Below are 19,214 nucleotides of genomic sequence, written 5' to 3' on the forward strand. Positions count from 1 at the left end.
CACCGACCATCCGGTGTCGGTTTTGTTTACAGTTTCTGGTGTAAGGATAGGCCGCCATGATCCGCCTGTTCAAACATTATATACCGAACGCCGTGCTGCTGCTCGCGCTGTTCGACGTCATGCTGCTGTTTGCGGCAGCCGAATTCGGCTGGATCTACCGCGCCTGGCAGATCGGGATGAAGGTGGAGCCGATCCACACCCGCATCCTCCAGATGACGAGCTTCGCGATCTGCCTTGAGCTCGCGATGATCGCGGTCGGCGTCTATGGCGCGGATGCGCTTCAGTCGATCCGCGTCGCCGCCGCGCGGCTGCTGGTTGCAGTGTCGCTCGCCACGATTTTCCTGTCGGTTGTCTTCTTCGTGGTCCCGGCGCTTACCTTCTGGCGCTCGAACCTGCTCTACGCGATGCTCACGGCCGTCGTAGCGCTGTTCATGCTGCGCCTGCTGCTGGGCAAGACGCTCGGCAGCCAGGTCTTCAAGCGCCGCGTCGTCGTGCTCGGTGCCGGCGCACGCGCGGAGCGGCTCAAGGTGCTCTCAAAGAAGCCCGGCGCTGGTTTCGTCGTGGTCGGTTATGTCGCGATGAGCGAGGCAAACCGCGTGATCCCGGAGGCCATCGCACGCGACGCGATCTACAGCCTCGCCGACCATGTCGTGCTGCTCAACGCGAGTGAGGTCGTGCTCGCGCTCGAAGAACGACGCAACGCGCTCCCGCTCAAGGATCTGCTGCGGATCAAGACCACCGGCGTCCATGTCAACGACACCTCGACCTTCCTCGAGCGCGAGACTGGCCGTGTCGACCTCCAGTCGGTCAATCCCAGCTGGCTGATCTTTTCCGACGGTTTCTCCTCGGGCCGCATGCTGTCGAGCATGTTCAAGCGCTTCTTCGATATCGTCGCCAGCCTGATCCTGCTCGCCTTCACGCTGCCGCTGATTCTGCTTGGCGCAATCGCAGTGAAGCTGGAAAGCCGCGGCCCGGCCTTCTACCGTCAGCGCCGTGTCGGCCTTTACGGCCAGGGGTTCGACATCATCAAATTGCGCTCGATGCGCCAGGATGCCGAAGTCGCCGGAAAGGCCGTCTGGGCTGAGAAGGACGATCCGCGCATCACCCGTGTCGGCTGGTTCATCCGCAAGGTGCGAATCGACGAGCTGCCGCAATGCTGGAGCGTGCTCAAGGGCGAGATGAGCTTCGTCGGCCCACGCCCCGAACGCCCCCAGTTCGTCGAGGATCTCGAGGCCAAGCTACCCTATTATGCCGAACGCCACATGGTGAAGCCGGGCATTACCGGCTGGGCTCAAATCAACTATCCTTATGGCGCGTCGATCGAGGATAGCCGCCAGAAGCTCGAATATGACCTCTATTACGCGAAGAATTATTCGCCCTTCCTCGACGTTTTGATCCTCCTCCAGACGATCCGGGTCGTGATCTTCCCGGACGGCGCGCGCTAAATCCGTGGTTCCGGCGCTGATCCTCTGGGGCCATGCCCTGGCGGCGCTGCTGTTCGGCGCGCTGGGCCTGTGGACCTTCCGCGGCGCAGAGGCCGGCGTGCCGCGCAAACCCCTCGGCATCGCGCTGATGATGACCGCGCTGTGGGCGCTGGCCGTGGCCGGGATCGGCGAGGCCGATCTCACCACACGCATTGCCGAGAGCGCGCGCAATCTTGCGTGGCTCGGCTTCATGATCGCGCTCCACCGCCGCCACGGGTCCGAACGCCCGCCGGCAGCGATCGGCACCGTCTATGGCGTCGTCGCGGTGGTGATCCTGATTGCAGCCGCATTGCATGTCGTCGCAGCGACCACGCAGGATATCGCACCCCAGGTCACCGAGGCCGCACTGCTGCTGCGGATGATGGCCGCGGTCGCCGCTCTTGTCCTCGTCCAGAGCCTGCATGGCGCGATCACGGCGCCCGGCACCGCGGGGATGCGCCCCGTAGTACTCGCAATCGGCGCAATGTGGCTGGTCGACACCAACGTGTTGAGCGTCGCGTGGCTCACCATGGGCTGGCCGCATCAGCTGGTCGCCGTGCGCGGCGGGGCGATGGCGTTGATCGCCGCCGCAATCGCAATGGGGCTGCAACGGCGCGGCGAATGGCCGATGCAGCTGTCGCGCACCGTCGCCTATCAGTCGCTCTCGCTGGTCGCGATCGGACTCTATTTCGCGTTGCTCGCGCTCGCCACCTCGGCGCTCGCCGCGATCGGCGGCGACAATGCACGCCTGCTCCAGACCGCCTTCGTATTCGGCTCGACCGCCGCGATCCTGACCGTCGTCTCCAGCCCCTGGCTACGCGCCTGGACCAAGGTGAAGCTCGCGAAGCATTTCTTCGCCCACCGCTACGACTATCGCGCCGAGTGGCTGCGCTTCACCGAGACGCTGGGCGAGCCTGAGGGCAGCGCCCCGCTCGACGAGCGCATCGTCAAGGCGCTGGCCGATCTGACCGACTCTCCCGCGGGGGTGTTGCTGGTGCCGCAGGGCGATACGCTCGGCGTCAGCGCGGCGTGGAATGTCGCGCGCGGCAGCTTGCCTGCAGCCTATGGCGAAGACTGGCCATACGCCACGCTCGATCCGGCGCTGATCCTTGAACTCGATACCGCCGACCCCGCCGCCGCGATCCCTGCTTCGATCCGCGGCTGGGATCAGGCATGGGTCGTCGTGCCCCTTCCCCATCACAGCCGCCTTGCCGGGGCGATCGTACTCGCCCACCCGCCGGTGCCGCGCGCGCTTGACTGGGAGGACTTCGACCTGCTCAAGGCCGCAGGCCGTCAGCTTGCCAGCTATCTGGCCGAGGAACGCGCGCTCGAAGCGCTGGCCGAGGCCGAACGCTTCGAAGAGTTCAACCGCCGCTTCGCCTTCATCATGCACGATATCAAGAATCTGGTGAGCCAGCTCACGCTCGTCGCGCGCAACGCCGAGCGCCACGCCGACAATCCCGCCTTCCGCGCTGATATGGTCGCGACGCTTCAGGATTCTGCGGGACGGATGAACGATATGCTCGCGCGCCTCTCGCAGCATCACCGCGCGCGTACCGAAGCCCCGGTCGCGGTCCCGCTCGCGCCCCTCGCACGCCGGGTGGCGAAGGCGCGCCGCGCGCAGCACCCGGTCGAGGTATCGAGCTCCGGCGATCCGCTCGCCATCGCCGATCCAGCGATGCTCGAAACCCTGCTCGGCCACCTCATCCAGAACGCGATCGAGGCAAGCCCGCCAGGCGCACCCATCACGATCGAGGTAGGCGCCGACGCAAGGGAGGCGCGGCTCGACGTGGTCGACCGCGGCACGGGCATGTCCCCGGCGTTCATCCGCGACAAATTGTTCAAGCCCTTCGTCTCGTCCAAACCCGGTGGCTTCGGCATCGGTGCGTTCGAGGCACAGAAGCTCGCCGCCGAAATGGGCGGACGGATCGAGGTCGAAAGCAGTGAAGGCAAGGGATCGCGTTTCCGCGTGGTGTTGCGCGCGACGGGCGCAGCGAATGGTGAAGTTGGACGAGCGGCATGAGCGACAAACCCAAACTCCTCATCGTTGAGGACGACGCCGGGCTCCAGCGCCAGTTGCGCTGGGCCTATGAGGGCTATGAGATTCTCACCGCGGGCGACCGCGAGGGCGCGATTGCGATCCTCCGCGCGGAGGAACCCGCCGTGGTCACGCTCGACCTTGGCCTGCCGCCCGATCCCGACGGCACGACCGAAGGCTTCGCCGCCCTCGAAACCATTCTCGCACTCAAGCCCGATACACGCGTCATCGTCGCCTCAGGCCATGGCGAGCGTGAATCGATGCTGCGCGCCATCTCGATGGGGGCGTGGGACTTCTACCAGAAGCCGATCGATATCGACGCGCTCGGCCTGATCGTCGCACGCGCTTTCCACGTCCATGCACTTGAGGCCGAGAATCGCCGCCTCGCCGCGCGTGCCGAAAGCGGCACCGCGCTCGGCGGCATCGTCACTGGCTCGGCCGAAATGCTCAAGGTCACGCGCACGATCGAGCGCGTCGCCCCCGCTGATGTCTCGGTGATGCTGCTCGGCGCCAGCGGCACCGGCAAGGAACTGCTCGCCCGCGGCCTGCACGACGCCAGCCGCCGCAAGGGCGAATTCGTCGCGATCAACTGCGCCGCGATCCCGGAGACGCTACTCGAATCCGAATTGTTCGGACATGAAAAGGGCGCCTTTACCGGCGCGGTCAAGACGACCGAAGGCAAGATCGAGCAGGCACAGGGTGGCACGCTGTTCCTCGACGAGATCGGCGACGTGCCCCTGCCGCTCCAGGTCAAATTGCTGCGCTTCCTTCAGGAACGGGTGATCGAGCGGATTGGCGGGCGCAAGCCAATCGCGGTCGATACCCGCGTGGTCTGTGCGACGCATCAGGACATCGATGCGATGGTCGCCGCCAGCACCTTTCGCGAGGATCTCTATTACCGCCTCGCCGAGATCGTCGTGCGCATCCCCAGCCTCGCCGAACGTCCCGGCGACGCCGGTCTGCTCGCACGCCACCTGCTCCACAAACACGCCACCGCAATGAAGCTCGGCGGCAAGAGCTTTGCCCCCGACGCGCTCGACGCGATCGATGCCTGGCACTGGCCGGGCAATGTCCGCGAGCTTGAGAATCGCGTGAAGCGCGCCGCAATCATGGCCGACGGCAAGCTCGTTACCGCCGCCGATCTCGACCTTGCGCCCGCCGAAGACGTCGGCCCGATCAACCTCAAGGCGGTGCGCGAGGCTGCGGACCGCCGCGCGATCGTTCAGGCCCTGTCCCGTACCGACGGCAACATCTCCGGCACCGCGCGCCTGCTCGGGATCAGCCGCCCCACCCTCTATGATCTGATGAAGGCCTATGACCTCCAGCCCTGAGACAGCTCCCTCCATTGGTCAGCGGCGCAAATGGCGCAGCGGTAGCACTCGCCTGTCGGGCAAGGGCCGCGTCAATCTGCGCCGGATCGTCGTGTTCGCGCTGTGCATCGCCGCGTTCGGCGTCGCGCTGCTCGCTTTCCGCTCGGTCATCGCCAATCGCGTCGATCCCGAAGCGGCGCGCACCGCCGTCGCGCGCAGCGAACAATATCTCAAGGCGAGCAACGCGTCGGCCGCACGGTCGCAGGCATTCAACGCCGTCCGCGCCGATCCGAAATGGGGCGAAGCGCATCTGGCGCTCGCCCGCGCGACGCTGGCACTCGACGAAGGCGTCGCAGCCGAAGCGTCGCTCCGCCGCGCGATCGACAATGGCATCAATCCGAACCGCACCCATGCGCTGATGGCGCACGCGATCCTGCTTCAGGGCGATCCGCGCCGCGCGCTGGTCGAGGCGAACAAGGCGCCCGAAGCCGACCGTCTCGCCGCGCAACGCGTCCGCACCCGTGCCTATCTCGCCGGCGGCAACCTCGCCGCTGCGCAGGAATCCGCGCTCGCCGCCATCCGCCTCGCACCCGATGACGCCAATGCCTGGACCGACCTAGGCCGCTTCCGCGTCAATGCGGGCGATGTGGTCGGCGCGATCGAAGCGGCGGGCAAGGCGACCCAGCTCGACAAGGGCAATACCGACGCGCTCATCCTGCGCGGCGAGCTGGTCCGCACCCAGTACGGCCTTGTTGCCGCACTCCCGTGGTTCGAGGCTGCGCTCAAGCGCGATCCCTATCGCCACGCCGCGCTGATCCAATACGCCTCGACTCTCGGTGACGTCGGCCGCACGCAAGAAATGCTCGCGATTTCCCGCAAGGCGATGGAGGTCCGCCCACGCAGCCCCCAAGCGCTCTATCTCCAGGCCGTGCTGGCCGCCCGCGCCGAGCAGTTCGACCTTGCGCGTCAGCTACTCCAGCGCGCCGGCAGCGGCATCGCTGCGCTTCCCGGCGGTCTGCTGCTCGGCGGAACGCTCGATCTGGAAGAGGGCAGCTACGAACGCGCGGTCGAAAAGCTGCGCAACCTCGTCAATCAGCAGCCGATGAACATCGCCGCGCGCAAGCTGCTCGCCACCGCGCTGCTGCGCTCGGACGCATCAAAGAACGCGATCGAGCTGCTGCTCCCCGTCGTCGCCCGCGGCGATGCCGATGCCTATGCGCTCAGCCTCGTCGCGCGCGGCTATGAACGCATCGGCCAGCGCGACATCGCCGCTCGCTATTTTGACCGTGCCGCCTCGCCCGCCCGCGACGGCGCCGCCTGGTTCAGCGCGGACGATGCGCTGCCCATGCTCACCGCGGCCGCGCAAAAGGCGCCGACCGACGATCCCCGCGCCGCGATCCCGCTGATCCGCGGGCTGATCGACAGCGGCGATACTGGCGCCGCGCTCGCCCGCGCACAGGAGATCGCCCAGCGCAATCCCGGCGCCCCCGCCGCGCATACGCTGGTGGGCGACACGCTGATGCTACTCAAGCGCCCCGCCGACGCAGTGCGCGCCTATAAGGACGCCGCGAGCATCCGTTTCGACGAAGCCGCAATGCTCCGCCTCGTCGAGGCGCTCGACCGCTCGGGCCAGCGGCAGGAAGCGTCGACCACGCTCGCGTTGTTCCTGTCGCAAAACCCGCTCAACCTCGCCGCACTGCGCCTGTCCGCGAACTGGCAGGCCGCGGCGGGCGACTATGACGCCGCAATCGACTCACTCGAAGCCGTCCGCCTGCGCACCGGCAACCGCGACGCCGGTCTGCTCGCCGAGCTCGCCCTCGCCTATGCCGGCGCCGGCGAGCCCGACCGTGCCGCGCGCTATGCCGAGGCCGCCTATCACCTCGCCCCGTCCAACCCTGCCGTTGCGGGCGCGATGGGCTGGACGCTCGCCGAAAGCGGCGATGTCGCGGGCGGGATCGAGCTTCTGCAAAAGGCGGTGACGCTCGCGCCGCGCCACCCGGTGCTGCGCTGGCAGCTGGCGCAGGCCTATGCCGAAGCCGGCCGCAACGCCGAAGCCAGGGCCGAAGCACAGGCCGCGATCGCCATCCCCGGATTCACCGACCGCACCGCCGCAGAAGCGCTGATCGCGAAGCTGGCATAGAACCAGCAGGCACACAGGCATTGCCAATCCGCGCGGCGCGCCATAGCGCGCTTGGCATGAGCGACCCGCTGGACCGTATCGCTGCCGCGCTCGAGCGGCTGGCCCCGCCACCACCGCCGGTGCCGGATCTGACCGCGCATCCAGCCTATGTCTGGCATCGTGGTTTCCTCCAACCCGCCCGCGCCTTCGCGCCGCTTCCGCTCGCCGAACTGGTCGGGATCGATCGGCAGAAGGAAACGCTGCTCGCGAATGTCCGCCGCCTCGCGGACCGCCTCCCCGCGCACGACGTCCTCCTCTGGGGCGCGCGCGGCACGGGCAAATCGGCGCTGAGCAAAGCCGCCGTCGCCGCAGTGCAGGCCGAAGGCGGTGAAGTCGCGCTGATCGAGGCGCAGGCCGACGCACTCGACACGCTGCCCCAATTGTTCGCGCTGATCGCCGCCAGTTCGCGCGCCTTCGTGATCTTCCTCGACGATCTCGGCTTCGACGCCGCTTCAGACGGCCGCGCGCTGCGCTCGCTGCTCGAGGGCGGAGCCGAGGCACGCCCGGCCAATGCCCGCCTCTTCGTCACCTCCAATCGCCGCCACCTGATCCCGCGCGACATCGCCGAGCAATCGAGCGCGATCAATCCGCGCGACAGCATCGACGACAATCTCGCGCTCGCCGACCGCTTCGGCCTTTCGCTCGGCTTCCATGCGATCGATCAGGACACCTATGTCGAGATCGTGCGCACCTATGCACAGGACCACGGCCTGCCCTTCGACGCTGCCGAGGCGGTCAACTGGGCGACCCGCCGCGGCAGCCGCTCGGGCCGCGTCGCCTGGCAATATGTCGTCGACCTCGCCGGCCGGAACGGAAAGCGGCTCTGAACCGTCCGTGCGCCTGGCCGTTGTAGCGCTGTGACAACCAACCTTCCCGTCCCGCGCGAAGCCGTCCTGATCGTCAACGCCCGTTCGCGCCGCGGCGCGGCGCTGTTCGAACAGGCGCGCGCAAAGTTCGAGGCGGCGGGTATCCATCTTACCGCCGCCTGGCCGATCCGCGATCCCTCGCGGCTCAACGACGCGGTGCGCGGCGCAGTACGATCCGGCGCAAAAATGGTGATCGTCGGCGGCGGCGACGGATCGCTGTCGGGCGTGGTCGACGATGTCGTCGGCAAAGACGTGGTGTTCGCGGTTCTGCCGCTCGGCACCGCCAACAGCTTCGCGCGAACATTGGGCCTGCCGCTCGACCTCGACGGTGCGATCAAGGCAATCGCCACCGGCAAGCGCCGCCGCGTCGATCTCGGCATGATCGACCATGACTATTTCGCCAATGCCGCCGCGATGGGCCTCTCTCCGATGATCGGCGAGAGCGTGCCCCACAGTCTCAAGAAATATCTCGGCCGCATCGGCTATCTCACTTGGGCCGTCTGGTGCTTCGCGCGCTTCCGCCCCTTCCGCGTCTTCATCGGCGATGGCGACAAGACACACCGTATGTGGGCCAGCGAGGTCCGCATTCTCAACGGCAGGTTCCACGGCGGCGTGGTGATGAGCGACGAGGCTTGTGTCGAGAGCGGCGAGATGGTGATTCAGGTCGTCACCGGCCGCAACCGCTGGCGCCTTGCCTGGGACTGGTACGCCCGCTTCTTCCGCCTGCGCTCGCGCGACCAGACGGTCAGCGAGTTCCGCGGCGCCGAACTGAAGCTCGATACCCGCCCCCATCATCGCATCTCGATCGACGGCGAAGTGCTGGCGCGGACCCCGGTGACGGTGCGGGTGGCGGAGCGCGCGATCGACGTGGTGGTACCGGACAGCGCGACCGCACAAGGCAACTGACTCGCAGCCGCGAAGCCTCTTCAAATGTTGGATTTCTTCTGGTCGACCCTGATCGATGGAGCAGCGATTCCAACCCGATCATAGCCTGACCGCGCATCGATGGCGCGTTCCCGGTGCAAACCCGCGGCGGAAGTGGCGCGCGACCGGCGCGTCACCGTCGCGCAGGTGTAGCGTGATCGACGCGCAAATGGCGCGTCGCTGTCGTCAACCTGTCGCGTCGCAGGCGCGAACCTGTCGCGTCGTAGTCGCGTCAGCCGGAAAACCCATCATTCCTGCCAACTTGGTCACCCGGCTCACCTCCGCGGAGATACTCCCGCGCCCCGTCTCACCCCAGCCCCTCGACCATCTCCGCCAGCTCCAGCCAGCGCAGCTCCGCCGCGTCCTTCTCGTCGCGCGCCTTGGCGATCCCCGCCATCAGCGTGTCGAACTTGCCCGGGTTCTTCGCATACAGGTCCGGATCGGCCAGCGCCGCCTCGTCCTTGGCGATTCCCGCGTCCAGCTCTTCGATCCGTTTGGGCAGCAGGTCGTAGTCGCGCTGGTCCTTGTAGCTGAGCTTGGTCTTGGGCTTCGGCGCTTCGGCCAACGGCGCCGTCTTCAGCGCGGCCTTCTTCGTCTCGGTCCGCACCTTCCTTTTGGCTTCCCAGTCGGCATAGCCGCCGACCACCATGTCGACCGTGCCCGACCCGTCGAGCCCGATCGTCATCGTCACCGTACGGTCGAGAAAGTCGCGGTCATGGCTGACGATCAGCACCGTGCCGTCATAGTCCGCGATCACTTCCTGCAGCAGGTCGAGCGTCTCGAGGTCGAGGTCGTTGGTCGGCTCGTCGAGCACCATCAGGTTCGACGGCCGGGCAAACTCGCGCGCCAGCAGCAACCGCGAACGCTCGCCGCCCGACAGCGTGCCGACCTTGGCATCGACCATGTTCGGCTCGAACAGGAACTCCTTGAGATAGCCGTGAATGTGCTTCCGCACCCCCAGCACGTCGATCCACTCGCCGCCGTCCGCAACCACGTCGCGCACGGTCTTCTCGGGCTGCATCCGGCTGCGCTGCTGGTCGATGATCACAGGATCGAGTGTCCTGGCGAGCTTGATGCTCCCCGTATCCGGCTCGATCTCGCCGGTCAGCAGCTTGAGCAATGTCGACTTGCCCGCACCGTTCTTGCCGACGATGCCGATACGGTCGCCGCGCGTGACCCGCAGCGTCAGATCGCTGATGATCGTGCGATCGCCGTAGCTCTTCGACGCGTGCTTGGCATCGATCACCACCTTGGTTTTCGAATCGTCCGCCGCCGTCGCCAGATTCGCAGCACCCGCCGGGCCGGTCATCGCCGCACGTTCGGCCCGCATCTCGTAAAGCTTGGTCAGCCGCCCCTGATTGCGCCGCCGTCGCCCGGTCACGCCGCGCTGAAGCCAATGCTCCTCGAGCTTCAGCCGCGCATCGAGCTTTTCGGCCGCGCGCTGCTCATCAGCATAGACCTGCTCGGTCCATGCATCGAATCCGCCAAAACCGATCTCCGCGCGCCGCATCGATCCGCGGTCGAGCCACAGGGTCTGCCGCGTCAGGCGAGTCAGGAAGGTACGGTCGTGGCTGATCACGACGAACGCGCCGCGATAGCGGTTGAGCCATTCTTCCAGCCATTCGATCGCGTGGATGTCGAGATGGTTGGTCGGCTCGTCGAGCAGCAGAACATCGGGATTCATCGCCAGCGCACGTGCGATGCCCGCACGCCGCCGCTCGCCGCCGCTCGCCGTCGCCGCCTCGTGCATCAGATCGATACCCAGCTGGTCAGCGATCGCCTCGGCCTCGTGCCGCTGCGGCGCATCGTCACCCGACAGGACATAGTCCATCAGCGTCGTGCAACCCGTCATGCGCGGTTCCTGCTCGAGCATCACGACGCGGGTGCCCGGCTGGATCGTCCGCCGCCCCTCGTCCGCGTCGACCTGCCCCGCCAGCAGCTTGAGCAACGTGGTCTTGCCCGCACCATTACGCCCGATCAGCGCCAGCCGGTCGCGCGCGCCCACATAAATGTCGAGGTCGCGGAACAGCCAGCCAGATCCCTGGACCAGACCGAGTTTTTCATAGGAGAGAACAGGAGCAGCCATAGCGCCGCGCAGGTAGGCGGAGCGGCCCCGCGGAGCAACCCCGGCGCACGCCGACAGCTTTCGAGAGGCTTACCGGCACATTCACCGGCTGTTCAACGGTTCACACCTATGCCAAGCGCCATGAAGATGTTCGGGTTTCTCTGTCTCGGCGCATTTCTTGCCACCGCTGCGCTCCCTGCGCATGCTTCGCCGCAGGTGCGCGCGGATCAGGAAGCTGCGCGCGAAGGCCGCGCGCAGGGCCGTCTGCTGCCGCTGCGCGAGATCGAATCGCGTGTCGTTCCTGGGATGTCCCGCAAGGGTGCGCAGTATCTCGGCTTCGATTTCGATTCGGGGACGATGATTTACACGCTAAAGTTCCTGCGCAATGGATCGGTCATCTGGGTCGACGTCGATGGCCGTTCGGGCCAGATCGTCGGCCAGTCGGGCCGTTGAGCGGAACCAGAAGGGAATAAGATGCGCGTTCTGATCGTCGAGGACGAACCCAATCTCCGCAACCAGCTTCAGGCGACGCTTGAGGGCGCGGGCTATGCCGTCGACACCGCGGGCGATGGCGAGGAAGGCCATTATCTCGGCTCGACCGAGAATTACGACGCGATCGTGCTCGACCTCGGTCTGCCCGAGGTCGACGGCCTGACCGTGCTCGACCGCTGGCGGAAAGAGGGCAAGACCACGCCCGTGCTGGTGCTGACGGCGCGTGACAGCTGGTCGGACAAGGTCGCCGGGCTCGACGCAGGCGCGGACGACTATGTCGCCAAGCCCTTCCAGTCGGAGGAACTGATCGCCCGCCTGCGCGCGCTGATCCGCCGTGCCTCGGGCAATGCCTCGGCCGAGCTGATCGCGGGCGACATCCGCCTCGACACCCGATCGGGCAAGGTCACCAAGGCCGGTGACCCGGTCAAGCTCACCGCGCAGGAGTATAAGCTCCTCTCCTATTTGCTCCATCACAAGGGCAAGGTGGTCAGCCGCACCGAGCTGATCGAGCATATCTACGATCAGGATTTCGACCGCGATTCGAACACGATCGAAGTCTTCGTGACGCGCATCCGCAAGAAGCTCGGCCCCGACGTGATCACCACGATCCGCGGCCTCGGCTATAGCCTCGAAGAACCGGCGGAGGCCGGTGCCTGATCTTCCCTTCGGTTTAGTTCTCGGCCGCCGCTTTCCGTTCGTCCGCCGCGCGGAGAGCCGGGCGGCACCGGAACTCGTGCTTCAGCCCGGCGATCCTGCGCCGCGGCCCTATGTCCGCACGACCGGTTCGCTCAGCCGCCGCATGATCCTGATCGCGGCGGCATGGATCACATTGCTGCTCAGCGGCGGCGGCTTCGCGCTCGATCGCGTGCTCACCGGCGCGATCACGCGCAATTTCGACGACGGTCTCGAATACCTCCTCACCTCGCTCGTCGTCTCGGCCGAGATCGGGCCGGAGGGCGAGATCGCGTTCAACCGCCAGCTCTCCGACCAGCGCTTCCTCGAACCGGGCTCAGGTCTCTATTGGCAGGTCAGCGGCAAGGGCTTCGAACCCTTCCCTTCGCGCTCGCTTTGGGATCGGCTGCTGCGCACCGACGAAGCGCATAGCGACCAGGAAGTCCACACCTACGATTCGAACCAGTTCACCGACCACCGCCTGCGCATCGCCGAGCGTGACATCCTCCTCCCCGGCTCACAGGTCCGCTGGCGTTTTCAGGTCGCGCAGAGTCGCGACATGCTCGACGCGCAGATCGAGGCGCTGCGCAAGACACTGGTGCGCAGCTTCCTGCTGCTCGCCGCCGGTCTGATCGGCATGGCCGCGCTCCAGACCTGGTACGGTCTGCTCCCGCTGCGCAAGCTGCGCCGCGGCATCCAGCAATTGCGCACCGGCGAAGCGCCGCGAATCGAGGGTGCAATGCCCGCCGAAGTCGCGCCGATGGTCGAGGAACTCAACGCGCTCGTCGCGCACAACGACAAGCAGGCCGAGGAGGCCCGCCGCCACGCCGGAAACCTCGCGCACGCGCTCAAGACCCCGCTGACCGTCATCATGAACGCCGCGACCGCCCAGTCGGACGATCTGCCCACCACCGTGGTGCGCGAGGCGCGCACGATGCGCCGTCAGGTCGATCATCACCTTGCCCGTGCCCGCGCAGTCGGCCGCCGCGGCTCCGCGCACAGCCGCGCGCCGGTCTGGCCCAGCGTCGAATCGGTCGAGCGCGCGGTCGCGCGCCTCTATCCGCACGTCCGCATCGACACCGACGGTCCCAAGGATCTTGTCGCGCATATCGAACGGCAGGACCTCGACGAGATCATGGGCAATCTGGTCGAGAATGCCGCCAAATATGGCGGCGGCAGCGTGTTCATCACCGTCAGCGTGCAGGCCGGGTTCGTCGAGATCATGATCGAGGACGACGGCCGGGGCATTCCGGAAGCGGACCGTATCCGTATCTTCGACCGCGGCGTCCGGCTCGACACCGGCAAGCCCGGCACCGGGCTCGGCCTCGCCATCGTTCGCGACGTGGCCGAGATCTATGACGGCACGGTCACGCTCGAAGAGAGCGAGGATCTCGGTGGATTGCTGGTGCGACTCAGACTGCCGGCGGCGGGCTGACCCTCTACCCCATCACTCCAACGAAGCGCCACCGCCCCGTCACCGGGCTCAGCACCAGATCGCAGCCGCAATCGCGGCAGGTCGTCTCGAACTCACCGCGGCCGGGGCGGTCGCGGCGGCGCGGTCGGTGGATGCCGATATGACACCGGATCCCGACCTTCTTCGTGGCAGCCATTGGCGCTGACATCGCTGTCTGCTCCTCGTTCAGCCCCCTGAACGTGTCCCTGTCACCGGGGTTGGTGCCCGGCGATCAAGGCAGCTTTCGGGCAAGCATTGGGTAGATTGCGGCGCCGACCCGAAATGGTGAACTTAAAGCCCGCGCATTGCCTCTGCCGCGATCGAAAGGCTCTTCTTGCGCTCGTCATGATCGTAGATCGAACTGACCAGCATCACCTCGTCCACGCCCGTCCGCGCGATGAACTTCGCCAGCCCCTCGCGCACCTTCTCCAGCCCACCGATCGCGGTGCACGACAGCACATGGTCAAGCATCGCCCGCGCCTGCCCCGGAATCGTGTCGAGATAGCCGGGTATCGGCGGCGGCAGCTTGATCCCGGTGCCGGTGGTGCGCAGCGCGACGAACGCCTGCTGCATCGATGTCGCTAGTAGCTCCGCCTCCGCGTCGGTGTCCGCCGCGAACACGTTGAACCCGGCCATCGCGTGCGGCTTGTCGAGTACCGCAGAAGGCCGGAACTGCCGTCGATAGACGTCGAGCGCCTCTTCGAGCGATCCCGGCGCGAAGTGCGAGGCAAAGGCATAGGGCAACCCCAGCGCCGCGGCGAGCTGCGCACCATACAGGCTCGACCCCAGGATCCACAGCTCGGGCTGCGCCCCGCCGCCCGGCACCGCATGAATACCGGTCTGGCCATCGTCGGCGAAATAGCTCTGCAGCTCGACGATATCCTGCGGGAAGGCGTCGGAGCTGGTCTCAAGATTGCGCCGCATCGCCCGCGCCACGCGCTGGTCGCTGCCCGGCGCGCGACCAAGGCCCAGGTCGATCCGCCCCGGAAACAGCGCGTCAAGCGTGCCGAACTGCTCGGCGATTACCAAAGGCGCATGGTTGGGCAGCATGATCCCGCCCGCGCCGACGCGGATCGTCGACGTCGCCGCACCCACATGCGCGATCACCACTGCCGTCGCCGCGCTCGCGATCCCCGGCATGCCGTGGTGCTCGGCGACCCAGTATCGGCGAAACCCCTCCACCTCGGCGTGCTTCGCCAGATCGGCGGCGTTGGCGAAGGACCGGCCGGCGTTGCCGCCCTCGAGGATCGGGACCAGATCGAGCAGGGAATAGGCTGTCATGCCCGGCCAGATGGGAAGCCATCCGCCCTGCCGCTAGGCAAGGATGGCTTGAGTTCAGAAAACCAAATCCTCCCCGGTGCCCGGGAGGAATGATCGCCGGCAAAGCATTCCTATCCTTCCCCTCCGCGCGCATCCCTCCTAAACGCCACGACACGATGCGCCCCGATCTCGCCCATATCGACGCCTGGCTGTTCGATCTCGACAACACGCTCTACCCCAAGAGCGCGGACCTGTTCGCCCAGATCGACGAGCGCATCGGCGCTTATGTCGCCCGCCTGCTCAACCTCGATCCGGTCGCGGCACGCCGCGTGCAGAAAGAGTGGTTCATCTCGCACGGCACCACACTCGCGGGCCTGATGGCCAAGCATGGCATCGACCCGCACGACTATCTCGCCGACGTCCACGACATCGAGATGGACGTGCTCGAGCATAACGCACCGCTCGCCGCTGCGATCGCGAGGCTCCCCGGGCGGAAAATCGTCTTCACCAACGCCGACGCGCCCTATGCGCAAAAGGTGCTCGGCCGCCTCGGCCTCGCCGAGAGCTTCGAGGCGATCCACGACGTCCACGCCAGTAACTATGCGCCCAAGCCGCATCCCGATGCCTATCGCAGCGTGTGCGACGCGTGGAACATCGATCCCAAGACCGCCGCCTTCGTCGAGGACATGGCGCGCAACCTCGCCCCGGCCAAGGCGATCGGCATGACCACCATCTGGGTCGACAACGGCTCCGAACAGGCGCCCGACAGCGACCGCAGCTATATCGACCACATTACCCACGACATCAGCCACTGGCTCGAAACCATCCTGGAGCACGCATGACCGACCTCGCCGCCACGATCGACGCCGCCTGGGAAGACCGCGCGAACATCTCCCTCGCCACCACCGGCGCGGTGCGCGAAGCCGTGGTCGAGGCGCTCAACCTGCTCGACAGCGGCGCGGCGCGTGTGGCGGAACCTTTGGGTGACGGCTGGCAGGTCAACCAGTGGCTGAAAAAGGCCGTGCTCCTCTCCTTCCGCCTCAACGACAACGCCGTGATCGGCACTGAAAATGGCGACTGGGGCTTCGACAAGGTCCCGCTCAAGACCGCCGGCTGGGACGAGGCGCGCTTCCGCGCCGCCGGCTTCCGTCAGGTCCCGGGCAGCGTCGTCCGCCACGGCGCGCACATCTCCAAGAATGTCGTGCTGATGCCCAGCTTCGTGAACATCGGCGCCTATGTCGGTGAGGGCTCGATGGTCGACGGCTGGGCGACGGTCGGCAGCTGCGCGCAGATCGGCAAGAACGTCCACCTCTCGGGCGGCGTCGGCATCGGCGGCGTGCTCGAACCGCTTCAGGCGGATCCCGTCATCATCGGCGACGGCGCCTTTATCGGCGCGCGCGCCGAAGTGGCCGAGGGCGTCCGCATTGGCGAGGGCGCGGTGCTCTCGATGGGCGTCTATCTTGGCGCCTCGACCAAGATCGTCGACCGCGCGACCGGCGAAGTCTATCGCGGCCACGTCCCGCCCTACTCCGTCGTGGTCCCCGGCACCCTGCCCGGCAAGGATGGCGGCCCCGGCCTTTACTGCGCGGTGATCGTCAAGACCGTCGACGCCCAGACGCGCAGCAAGACCGGCATCAACGAGCTGCTGCGCGACTGACGACAGCCCCGTTCCGTCGGCCGGCAGGCTGGGTTAGCATCGGCGGATGAGACACTTTGCCCGCCTTGCACTTGCCTTCCTGCTGGCAGGCTTTCTCTACGTCGGCCCAGCCCTTGCGCAGTCCCCTGCGCGCGTGGCGTTCATCGACGTCAACATCGTACCGATGGATCGCGAGCGGGTGCTACGCGATCAGATTGTTCTGATCGAGAACGGCCGCATCGCCGCGATCGGTCGCAATCTTGCCATCCCGTCCGATGCGCAACGCGTCGACGCCCGCAATCTGTGGCTCAGCCCCGGCCTCGCCGACCTGCACACCCATGTCCACACGCGCGACGATCTCGCTATCTACCTCTCCTACGGCGTCACCACCGTGCTGCACATGGGCGAGGCATCGAATGCCTTTGCCGGCCGCACCCGCCTCGCCGCCAACGAGGGGACGATCCCGGCGCCGCATATCTACACCGCGCTCGCGGTCGACGGCTCGCCGCGCTACGGCCATCTCGTCGTCACCAATGCGGTGGAGGCGCGCGCCGCCGTCCTGCTCGCCCGCGCCAACGGCTATGCCTTCATCAAAGTCTATAACAACCTCTCGGCTGAGGCGTTTGCCGCGCTCGCCGCGGCGGGGCGCGAGTTCGGCATCCCGATCACCGGCCACACTGTCACCGCGATGGGCGGGCTCGGCCGCCAGCTCGCCGCCGGCCAGCTCCTCGTCGCGCATGCCGAAGAGTTCATCTACAGCCATTTCTTCGCGCCCGATTTCGATTCGGGCCAGAGCGTCCCGCCCGACAGCGCCATCCCCGGCGCGATCGAACTGGTGAAGCGTCACAACGCCTTCGTCACCGCCGATCTCGTCACCTACACCATCATCGCGCAGCAATGGGGCAAGGCTGCCGCCGTCCGGGCCTGGCTCGCCAGTCCTGAGGCGCGCCTGCTCTCTCCGCGATACCGGCTCGACTGGCCCAATGCCGGCTATGACCGGCGCAGCGGCGATCTGATGCCGCGCGCCGCCTTTCTCGGCCGCCTCGTCAAGGCGTTCGCGGATGCGGACATCCCGTTGGTCGCGGGCACCGATACGCCGACCATTCCCGGCCTGTTCATCGGCGATTCGCTTCACCAGAATCTCGCGCTGCTCGAAGCTGCAGGCCTCACCCGCTATCAGGCGCTCGCTACGCTCACCCGCAACGCCGGCGCCTTCATCGCCCGCGCCCGTCCCGGCGAGACGCCGTTCGGCACGATCGTGCCCGGCGCACGCGCCGACCTCGTCCTCACCCGCGCGAACCCGCTCGACGACCTGTCGACGCTGCGCCAGCCGCTCGGCGTGATGGCACACGGCGTCTGGCGCGACCGCGCCGCGCTCGACGTGCTGCTCGCTCCCATCGCCGATCGCTACGCGGGGCGCTGACGGCGCTCTCGCCGCTAACCGATCCTGGCGATGCCCAACCTCGGGATCTCGATCGCAGGGCAGCGATCCATCACCACCTTCAGCCCCGCCGCCTCTGCGCGTTCTGCGGCATCGTGGTTGATCACCTGAAGCTGCATCCACACCGCCCTGGCGCCCGCCGCAATCGCTTCGTCCACCGCCTCCCCCGCAGCCAGCGGCCGGCGAAAGATGTCGACGATGTCGATCGGCTCGCCGATATCGGCGAGCGTGCCGAACACATATTCGCCATGGATATGTTCGCCCACAATCTGCGGGTTGACCGGGATGACGCGGTAGCCGCGCCCCTGCAGGAACTTCATCACGCCATAGCTCGGCCGGTCGGGCCGGTCGGACGCGCCGACCATCGCGATCGTCCGCGCGCCTTCGAGCAGCGCCTTGATATCCTCGTCGCGGGTCAGTGGCATGTTCAGCCTCCGTTGGCATTGATCCAGTCGTGAATCTGGGCAGCTATCGCGGTGAACGCGGCTGCCTCCGGCCCGTTCCCGGCGGCTGGCGGCATTCCGGCATCGGACGCGGTGCGGATCGCGATGTCGAGCGGAATCCGGCCAAGGAACGGCACCCCCAGCTTTGCCGCCGCAGCCTCCGCCCCGCCGTGCCCGAACGGGTCGGAGACCTCGCCGCAATGCGGACAGGCATAGCCGGCCATATTCTCGATCAGCCCGATCACCGGCACGCCAGCCTTGGCGAACAGGTCGATCGCGCGCGTCGCGTCGATCAGCGCCAGATCCTGAGGGGTCGAGACGATCACGGCACCCGCCGGGCGATGCTTCTGGATCATCGTCAGTTGCACGTCACCGGTGCCGGGCGGGAGATCGACGACCAGCGCCTCCGCCGCTCCCCAATTGGCATCGACCAGCTGGGTCAACGCGCCTGCGATCATCGGCCCACGCCACGCGATCGCCTGCCCCTCGGCCACCAGCCCGCCCATCGACAGCATCGGCACGCCCCAAGGGGTCGTCAGCGGTACCAGCTTCTTGTCGTGCGCCTCGGGCTTGCAGCCTTCAATCCCCATGATTTTGGGCTGCGACGGGCCATAGATATCGGCATCGACCAGCCCCACGCGCCGTCCTAGTCGCGCGAGCCCGATCGCAAGGTTGGCCGAAACGGTCGACTTGCCCACCCCGCCCTTGCCGCTCGCCACCGCGATCAGCTTGCGATTCACGCGCTGCGCCGTCCGCGCGATCCGTACTTCCTCGATCCCCGGCAGCGCTGCCGCAGCCCGGATATCGGCCTCCAGCGCGTCCTGCGCCGCCTCGGGCAGGCCGGTCACGTCGAGGACGATGCTCGCTCGCATGCCCTCCACCCGCACGGTAGCGCGCCCCGCGGCAACGGGGGCAAGAACGGCTTCGAGTTCAGCTTTTTCGGTCATAGCCGCGCAGATAGGGGGAGTTTGC

The 19,214-nt window shown here is 67.1% G+C and carries 17 protein-coding genes; 12 read left to right on the forward strand and 5 right to left on the reverse strand.

Annotated elements, in window-relative coordinates:
* Positions 1 to 56 precede the first annotated feature (56 nt).
* From AC07NK_RS18315 to AC07NK_RS18340, 6 genes are read left to right on the forward strand one after another with little or no spacing between them, the layout of a single operon-like run.
* Complete coding sequence (locus AC07NK_RS18315) at positions 57 to 1,445, forward strand: TIGR03013 family XrtA/PEP-CTERM system glycosyltransferase (protein WP_495172056.1); 1,389 nt, start codon at positions 57 to 59, stop codon at positions 1,443 to 1,445.
* Between the two features lie 4 nt (positions 1,446 to 1,449).
* Complete coding sequence (prsK, locus tag AC07NK_RS18320) at positions 1,450 to 3,486, forward strand: XrtA/PEP-CTERM system histidine kinase PrsK (RefSeq protein ID WP_495172057.1); 2,037 nt, start codon at positions 1,450 to 1,452, stop codon at positions 3,484 to 3,486.
* Positions 3,483 to 4,832 carry a PEP-CTERM-box response regulator transcription factor gene (gene prsR / locus AC07NK_RS18325; protein WP_495172058.1) on the forward strand — a complete coding sequence of 450 codons (1,350 nt, stop codon included), beginning with the start codon at positions 3,483 to 3,485 and terminating at the stop codon, positions 4,830 to 4,832. The genes prsK and prsR overlap by 4 nt, the downstream gene beginning before the upstream one ends.
* Entirely contained in the window at positions 4,816 to 6,951 is a 2,136-nt protein-coding gene (locus AC07NK_RS18330) for a tetratricopeptide repeat protein (RefSeq protein WP_495172059.1), read from the forward strand. Before prsR ends, AC07NK_RS18330 begins: the two co-directional genes overlap by 17 nt.
* 56 nt (positions 6,952 to 7,007) lie before the next feature.
* Entirely contained in the window at positions 7,008 to 7,817 is an 810-nt protein-coding gene (locus AC07NK_RS18335) for an ATP-binding protein (protein WP_495172060.1), read from the forward strand.
* Between the two features lie 30 nt (positions 7,818 to 7,847).
* The gene (locus AC07NK_RS18340) at positions 7,848 to 8,762 is read left to right on the forward strand and encodes a diacylglycerol/lipid kinase family protein (RefSeq protein WP_495172061.1); all 915 of its coding nucleotides are present in this window, start codon (positions 7,848 to 7,850) and stop codon (positions 8,760 to 8,762) included.
* Between the two features lie 325 nt (positions 8,763 to 9,087).
* Here the strand turns inward: AC07NK_RS18340 and AC07NK_RS18345 are convergent, their stop codons facing one another.
* Complete coding sequence (locus AC07NK_RS18345) at positions 9,088 to 10,866, reverse strand: ABC-F family ATP-binding cassette domain-containing protein (RefSeq protein WP_495172062.1); 1,779 nt, start codon at positions 10,864 to 10,866, stop codon at positions 9,088 to 9,090.
* A 126-nt stretch (positions 10,867 to 10,992) separates the two neighbouring features.
* Here AC07NK_RS18345 and AC07NK_RS18350 point away from each other — a divergent pair, with 126 nt between their 5' ends.
* From AC07NK_RS18350 to AC07NK_RS18360, 3 genes are all read left to right on the forward strand, one after another.
* Positions 10,993 to 11,298: a hypothetical protein gene (locus tag AC07NK_RS18350; protein WP_495172063.1), complete on the forward strand. Its 306-nt coding sequence runs from the start codon at positions 10,993 to 10,995 to the stop codon at positions 11,296 to 11,298.
* A gap of 21 nt (positions 11,299 to 11,319) precedes the next feature.
* Positions 11,320 to 11,994, forward strand: coding sequence for a response regulator transcription factor (locus tag AC07NK_RS18355; protein WP_495172064.1), 675 nt, complete (start codon positions 11,320 to 11,322; stop codon positions 11,992 to 11,994).
* A 142-nt stretch (positions 11,995 to 12,136) separates the two neighbouring features.
* On the forward strand, positions 12,137 to 13,444 hold the full coding sequence (locus AC07NK_RS18360; RefSeq protein WP_495172247.1) for a sensor histidine kinase: 1,308 nt from the start codon (positions 12,137 to 12,139) through the stop codon (positions 13,442 to 13,444).
* A 4-nt stretch (positions 13,445 to 13,448) separates the two neighbouring features.
* Here the strand turns inward: AC07NK_RS18360 and AC07NK_RS18365 are convergent, their stop codons facing one another.
* Positions 13,449 to 13,631, reverse strand: a complete 183-nt coding sequence (locus tag AC07NK_RS18365) for a hypothetical protein (RefSeq protein WP_495172065.1) — start codon at positions 13,629 to 13,631, stop codon at positions 13,449 to 13,451.
* Between the two features lie 122 nt (positions 13,632 to 13,753).
* On the reverse strand, positions 13,754 to 14,743 hold the full coding sequence (locus AC07NK_RS18370; protein WP_495172066.1) for an LLM class flavin-dependent oxidoreductase: 990 nt from the start codon (positions 14,741 to 14,743) through the stop codon (positions 13,754 to 13,756).
* A gap of 155 nt (positions 14,744 to 14,898) precedes the next feature.
* On the opposite strand from AC07NK_RS18370, the gene AC07NK_RS18375 reads away from it, so the two are divergent.
* From AC07NK_RS18375 to AC07NK_RS18385, 3 genes are read left to right on the forward strand one after another with little or no spacing between them, the layout of a single operon-like run.
* Positions 14,899 to 15,564, forward strand: coding sequence for a pyrimidine 5'-nucleotidase (locus AC07NK_RS18375; protein ID WP_495172248.1), 666 nt, complete (start codon positions 14,899 to 14,901; stop codon positions 15,562 to 15,564).
* Entirely contained in the window at positions 15,561 to 16,379 is an 819-nt protein-coding gene (gene dapD, locus AC07NK_RS18380; RefSeq protein WP_495172067.1) for a 2,3,4,5-tetrahydropyridine-2,6-dicarboxylate N-succinyltransferase, read from the forward strand. Before AC07NK_RS18375 ends, dapD begins: the two co-directional genes overlap by 4 nt.
* A gap of 46 nt (positions 16,380 to 16,425) precedes the next feature.
* Positions 16,426 to 17,781, forward strand: coding sequence for an amidohydrolase family protein (locus tag AC07NK_RS18385; RefSeq protein ID WP_495172068.1), 1,356 nt, complete (start codon positions 16,426 to 16,428; stop codon positions 17,779 to 17,781).
* 14 nt (positions 17,782 to 17,795) lie between these two features.
* Here the strand turns inward: AC07NK_RS18385 and AC07NK_RS18390 are convergent, their stop codons facing one another.
* A complete protein-coding gene (locus tag AC07NK_RS18390) occupies positions 17,796 to 18,224 on the reverse strand; it encodes a CoA-binding protein (RefSeq protein ID WP_495172069.1) in 429 nt (142 codons plus the stop codon).
* A 2-nt stretch (positions 18,225 to 18,226) separates the two neighbouring features.
* On the reverse strand, positions 18,227 to 19,189 hold the full coding sequence (locus AC07NK_RS18395) for an Mrp/NBP35 family ATP-binding protein (RefSeq protein WP_495172070.1): 963 nt from the start codon (positions 19,187 to 19,189) through the stop codon (positions 18,227 to 18,229).
* Positions 19,190 to 19,214: the final 25 nt, after the last annotated feature.

Source organism: Sphingomonas sp. GW821-FHT09B04 (genome assembly GCF_059418285.1).

What these genes read in the sequence shown, in the direction of transcription:
- AC07NK_RS18365 (WP_495172065.1), bottom strand. Translation starts at nt 13,631, where the DNA reads ATGTCAGCGCCAATGGCTGCCACGAAGAAGGTCGGGATCCGGTGTCAT.
- AC07NK_RS18335 (WP_495172060.1), top strand. Translation starts at nt 7,008, where the DNA reads ATGAGCGACCCGCTGGACCGTATCGCTGCCGCGCTCGAGCGGCTGGCC.
- AC07NK_RS18345 (WP_495172062.1), bottom strand. Translation starts at nt 10,866, where the DNA reads ATGGCTGCTCCTGTTCTCTCCTATGAAAAACTCGGTCTGGTCCAGGGA.
- dapD (WP_495172067.1), top strand. Translation starts at nt 15,561, where the DNA reads ATGACCGACCTCGCCGCCACGATCGACGCCGCCTGGGAAGACCGCGCG.
- AC07NK_RS18385 (WP_495172068.1), top strand. Translation starts at nt 16,426, where the DNA reads ATGAGACACTTTGCCCGCCTTGCACTTGCCTTCCTGCTGGCAGGCTTT.
- AC07NK_RS18315 (WP_495172056.1), top strand. Translation starts at nt 57, where the DNA reads ATGATCCGCCTGTTCAAACATTATATACCGAACGCCGTGCTGCTGCTC.
- AC07NK_RS18330 (WP_495172059.1), top strand. Translation starts at nt 4,816, where the DNA reads ATGACCTCCAGCCCTGAGACAGCTCCCTCCATTGGTCAGCGGCGCAAA.
- AC07NK_RS18355 (WP_495172064.1), top strand. Translation starts at nt 11,320, where the DNA reads ATGCGCGTTCTGATCGTCGAGGACGAACCCAATCTCCGCAACCAGCTT.
- AC07NK_RS18375 (WP_495172248.1), top strand. Translation starts at nt 14,899, where the DNA reads ATGCGCCCCGATCTCGCCCATATCGACGCCTGGCTGTTCGATCTCGAC.
- AC07NK_RS18360 (WP_495172247.1), top strand. Translation starts at nt 12,137, where the DNA reads ATGATCCTGATCGCGGCGGCATGGATCACATTGCTGCTCAGCGGCGGC.
- AC07NK_RS18350 (WP_495172063.1), top strand. Translation starts at nt 10,993, where the DNA reads ATGTTCGGGTTTCTCTGTCTCGGCGCATTTCTTGCCACCGCTGCGCTC.
- AC07NK_RS18395 (WP_495172070.1), bottom strand. Translation starts at nt 19,189, where the DNA reads ATGACCGAAAAAGCTGAACTCGAAGCCGTTCTTGCCCCCGTTGCCGCG.
- AC07NK_RS18370 (WP_495172066.1), bottom strand. Translation starts at nt 14,743, where the DNA reads ATGACAGCCTATTCCCTGCTCGATCTGGTCCCGATCCTCGAGGGCGGC.
- AC07NK_RS18390 (WP_495172069.1), bottom strand. Translation starts at nt 18,224, where the DNA reads ATGCCACTGACCCGCGACGAGGATATCAAGGCGCTGCTCGAAGGCGCG.
- prsR (WP_495172058.1), top strand. Translation starts at nt 3,483, where the DNA reads ATGAGCGACAAACCCAAACTCCTCATCGTTGAGGACGACGCCGGGCTC.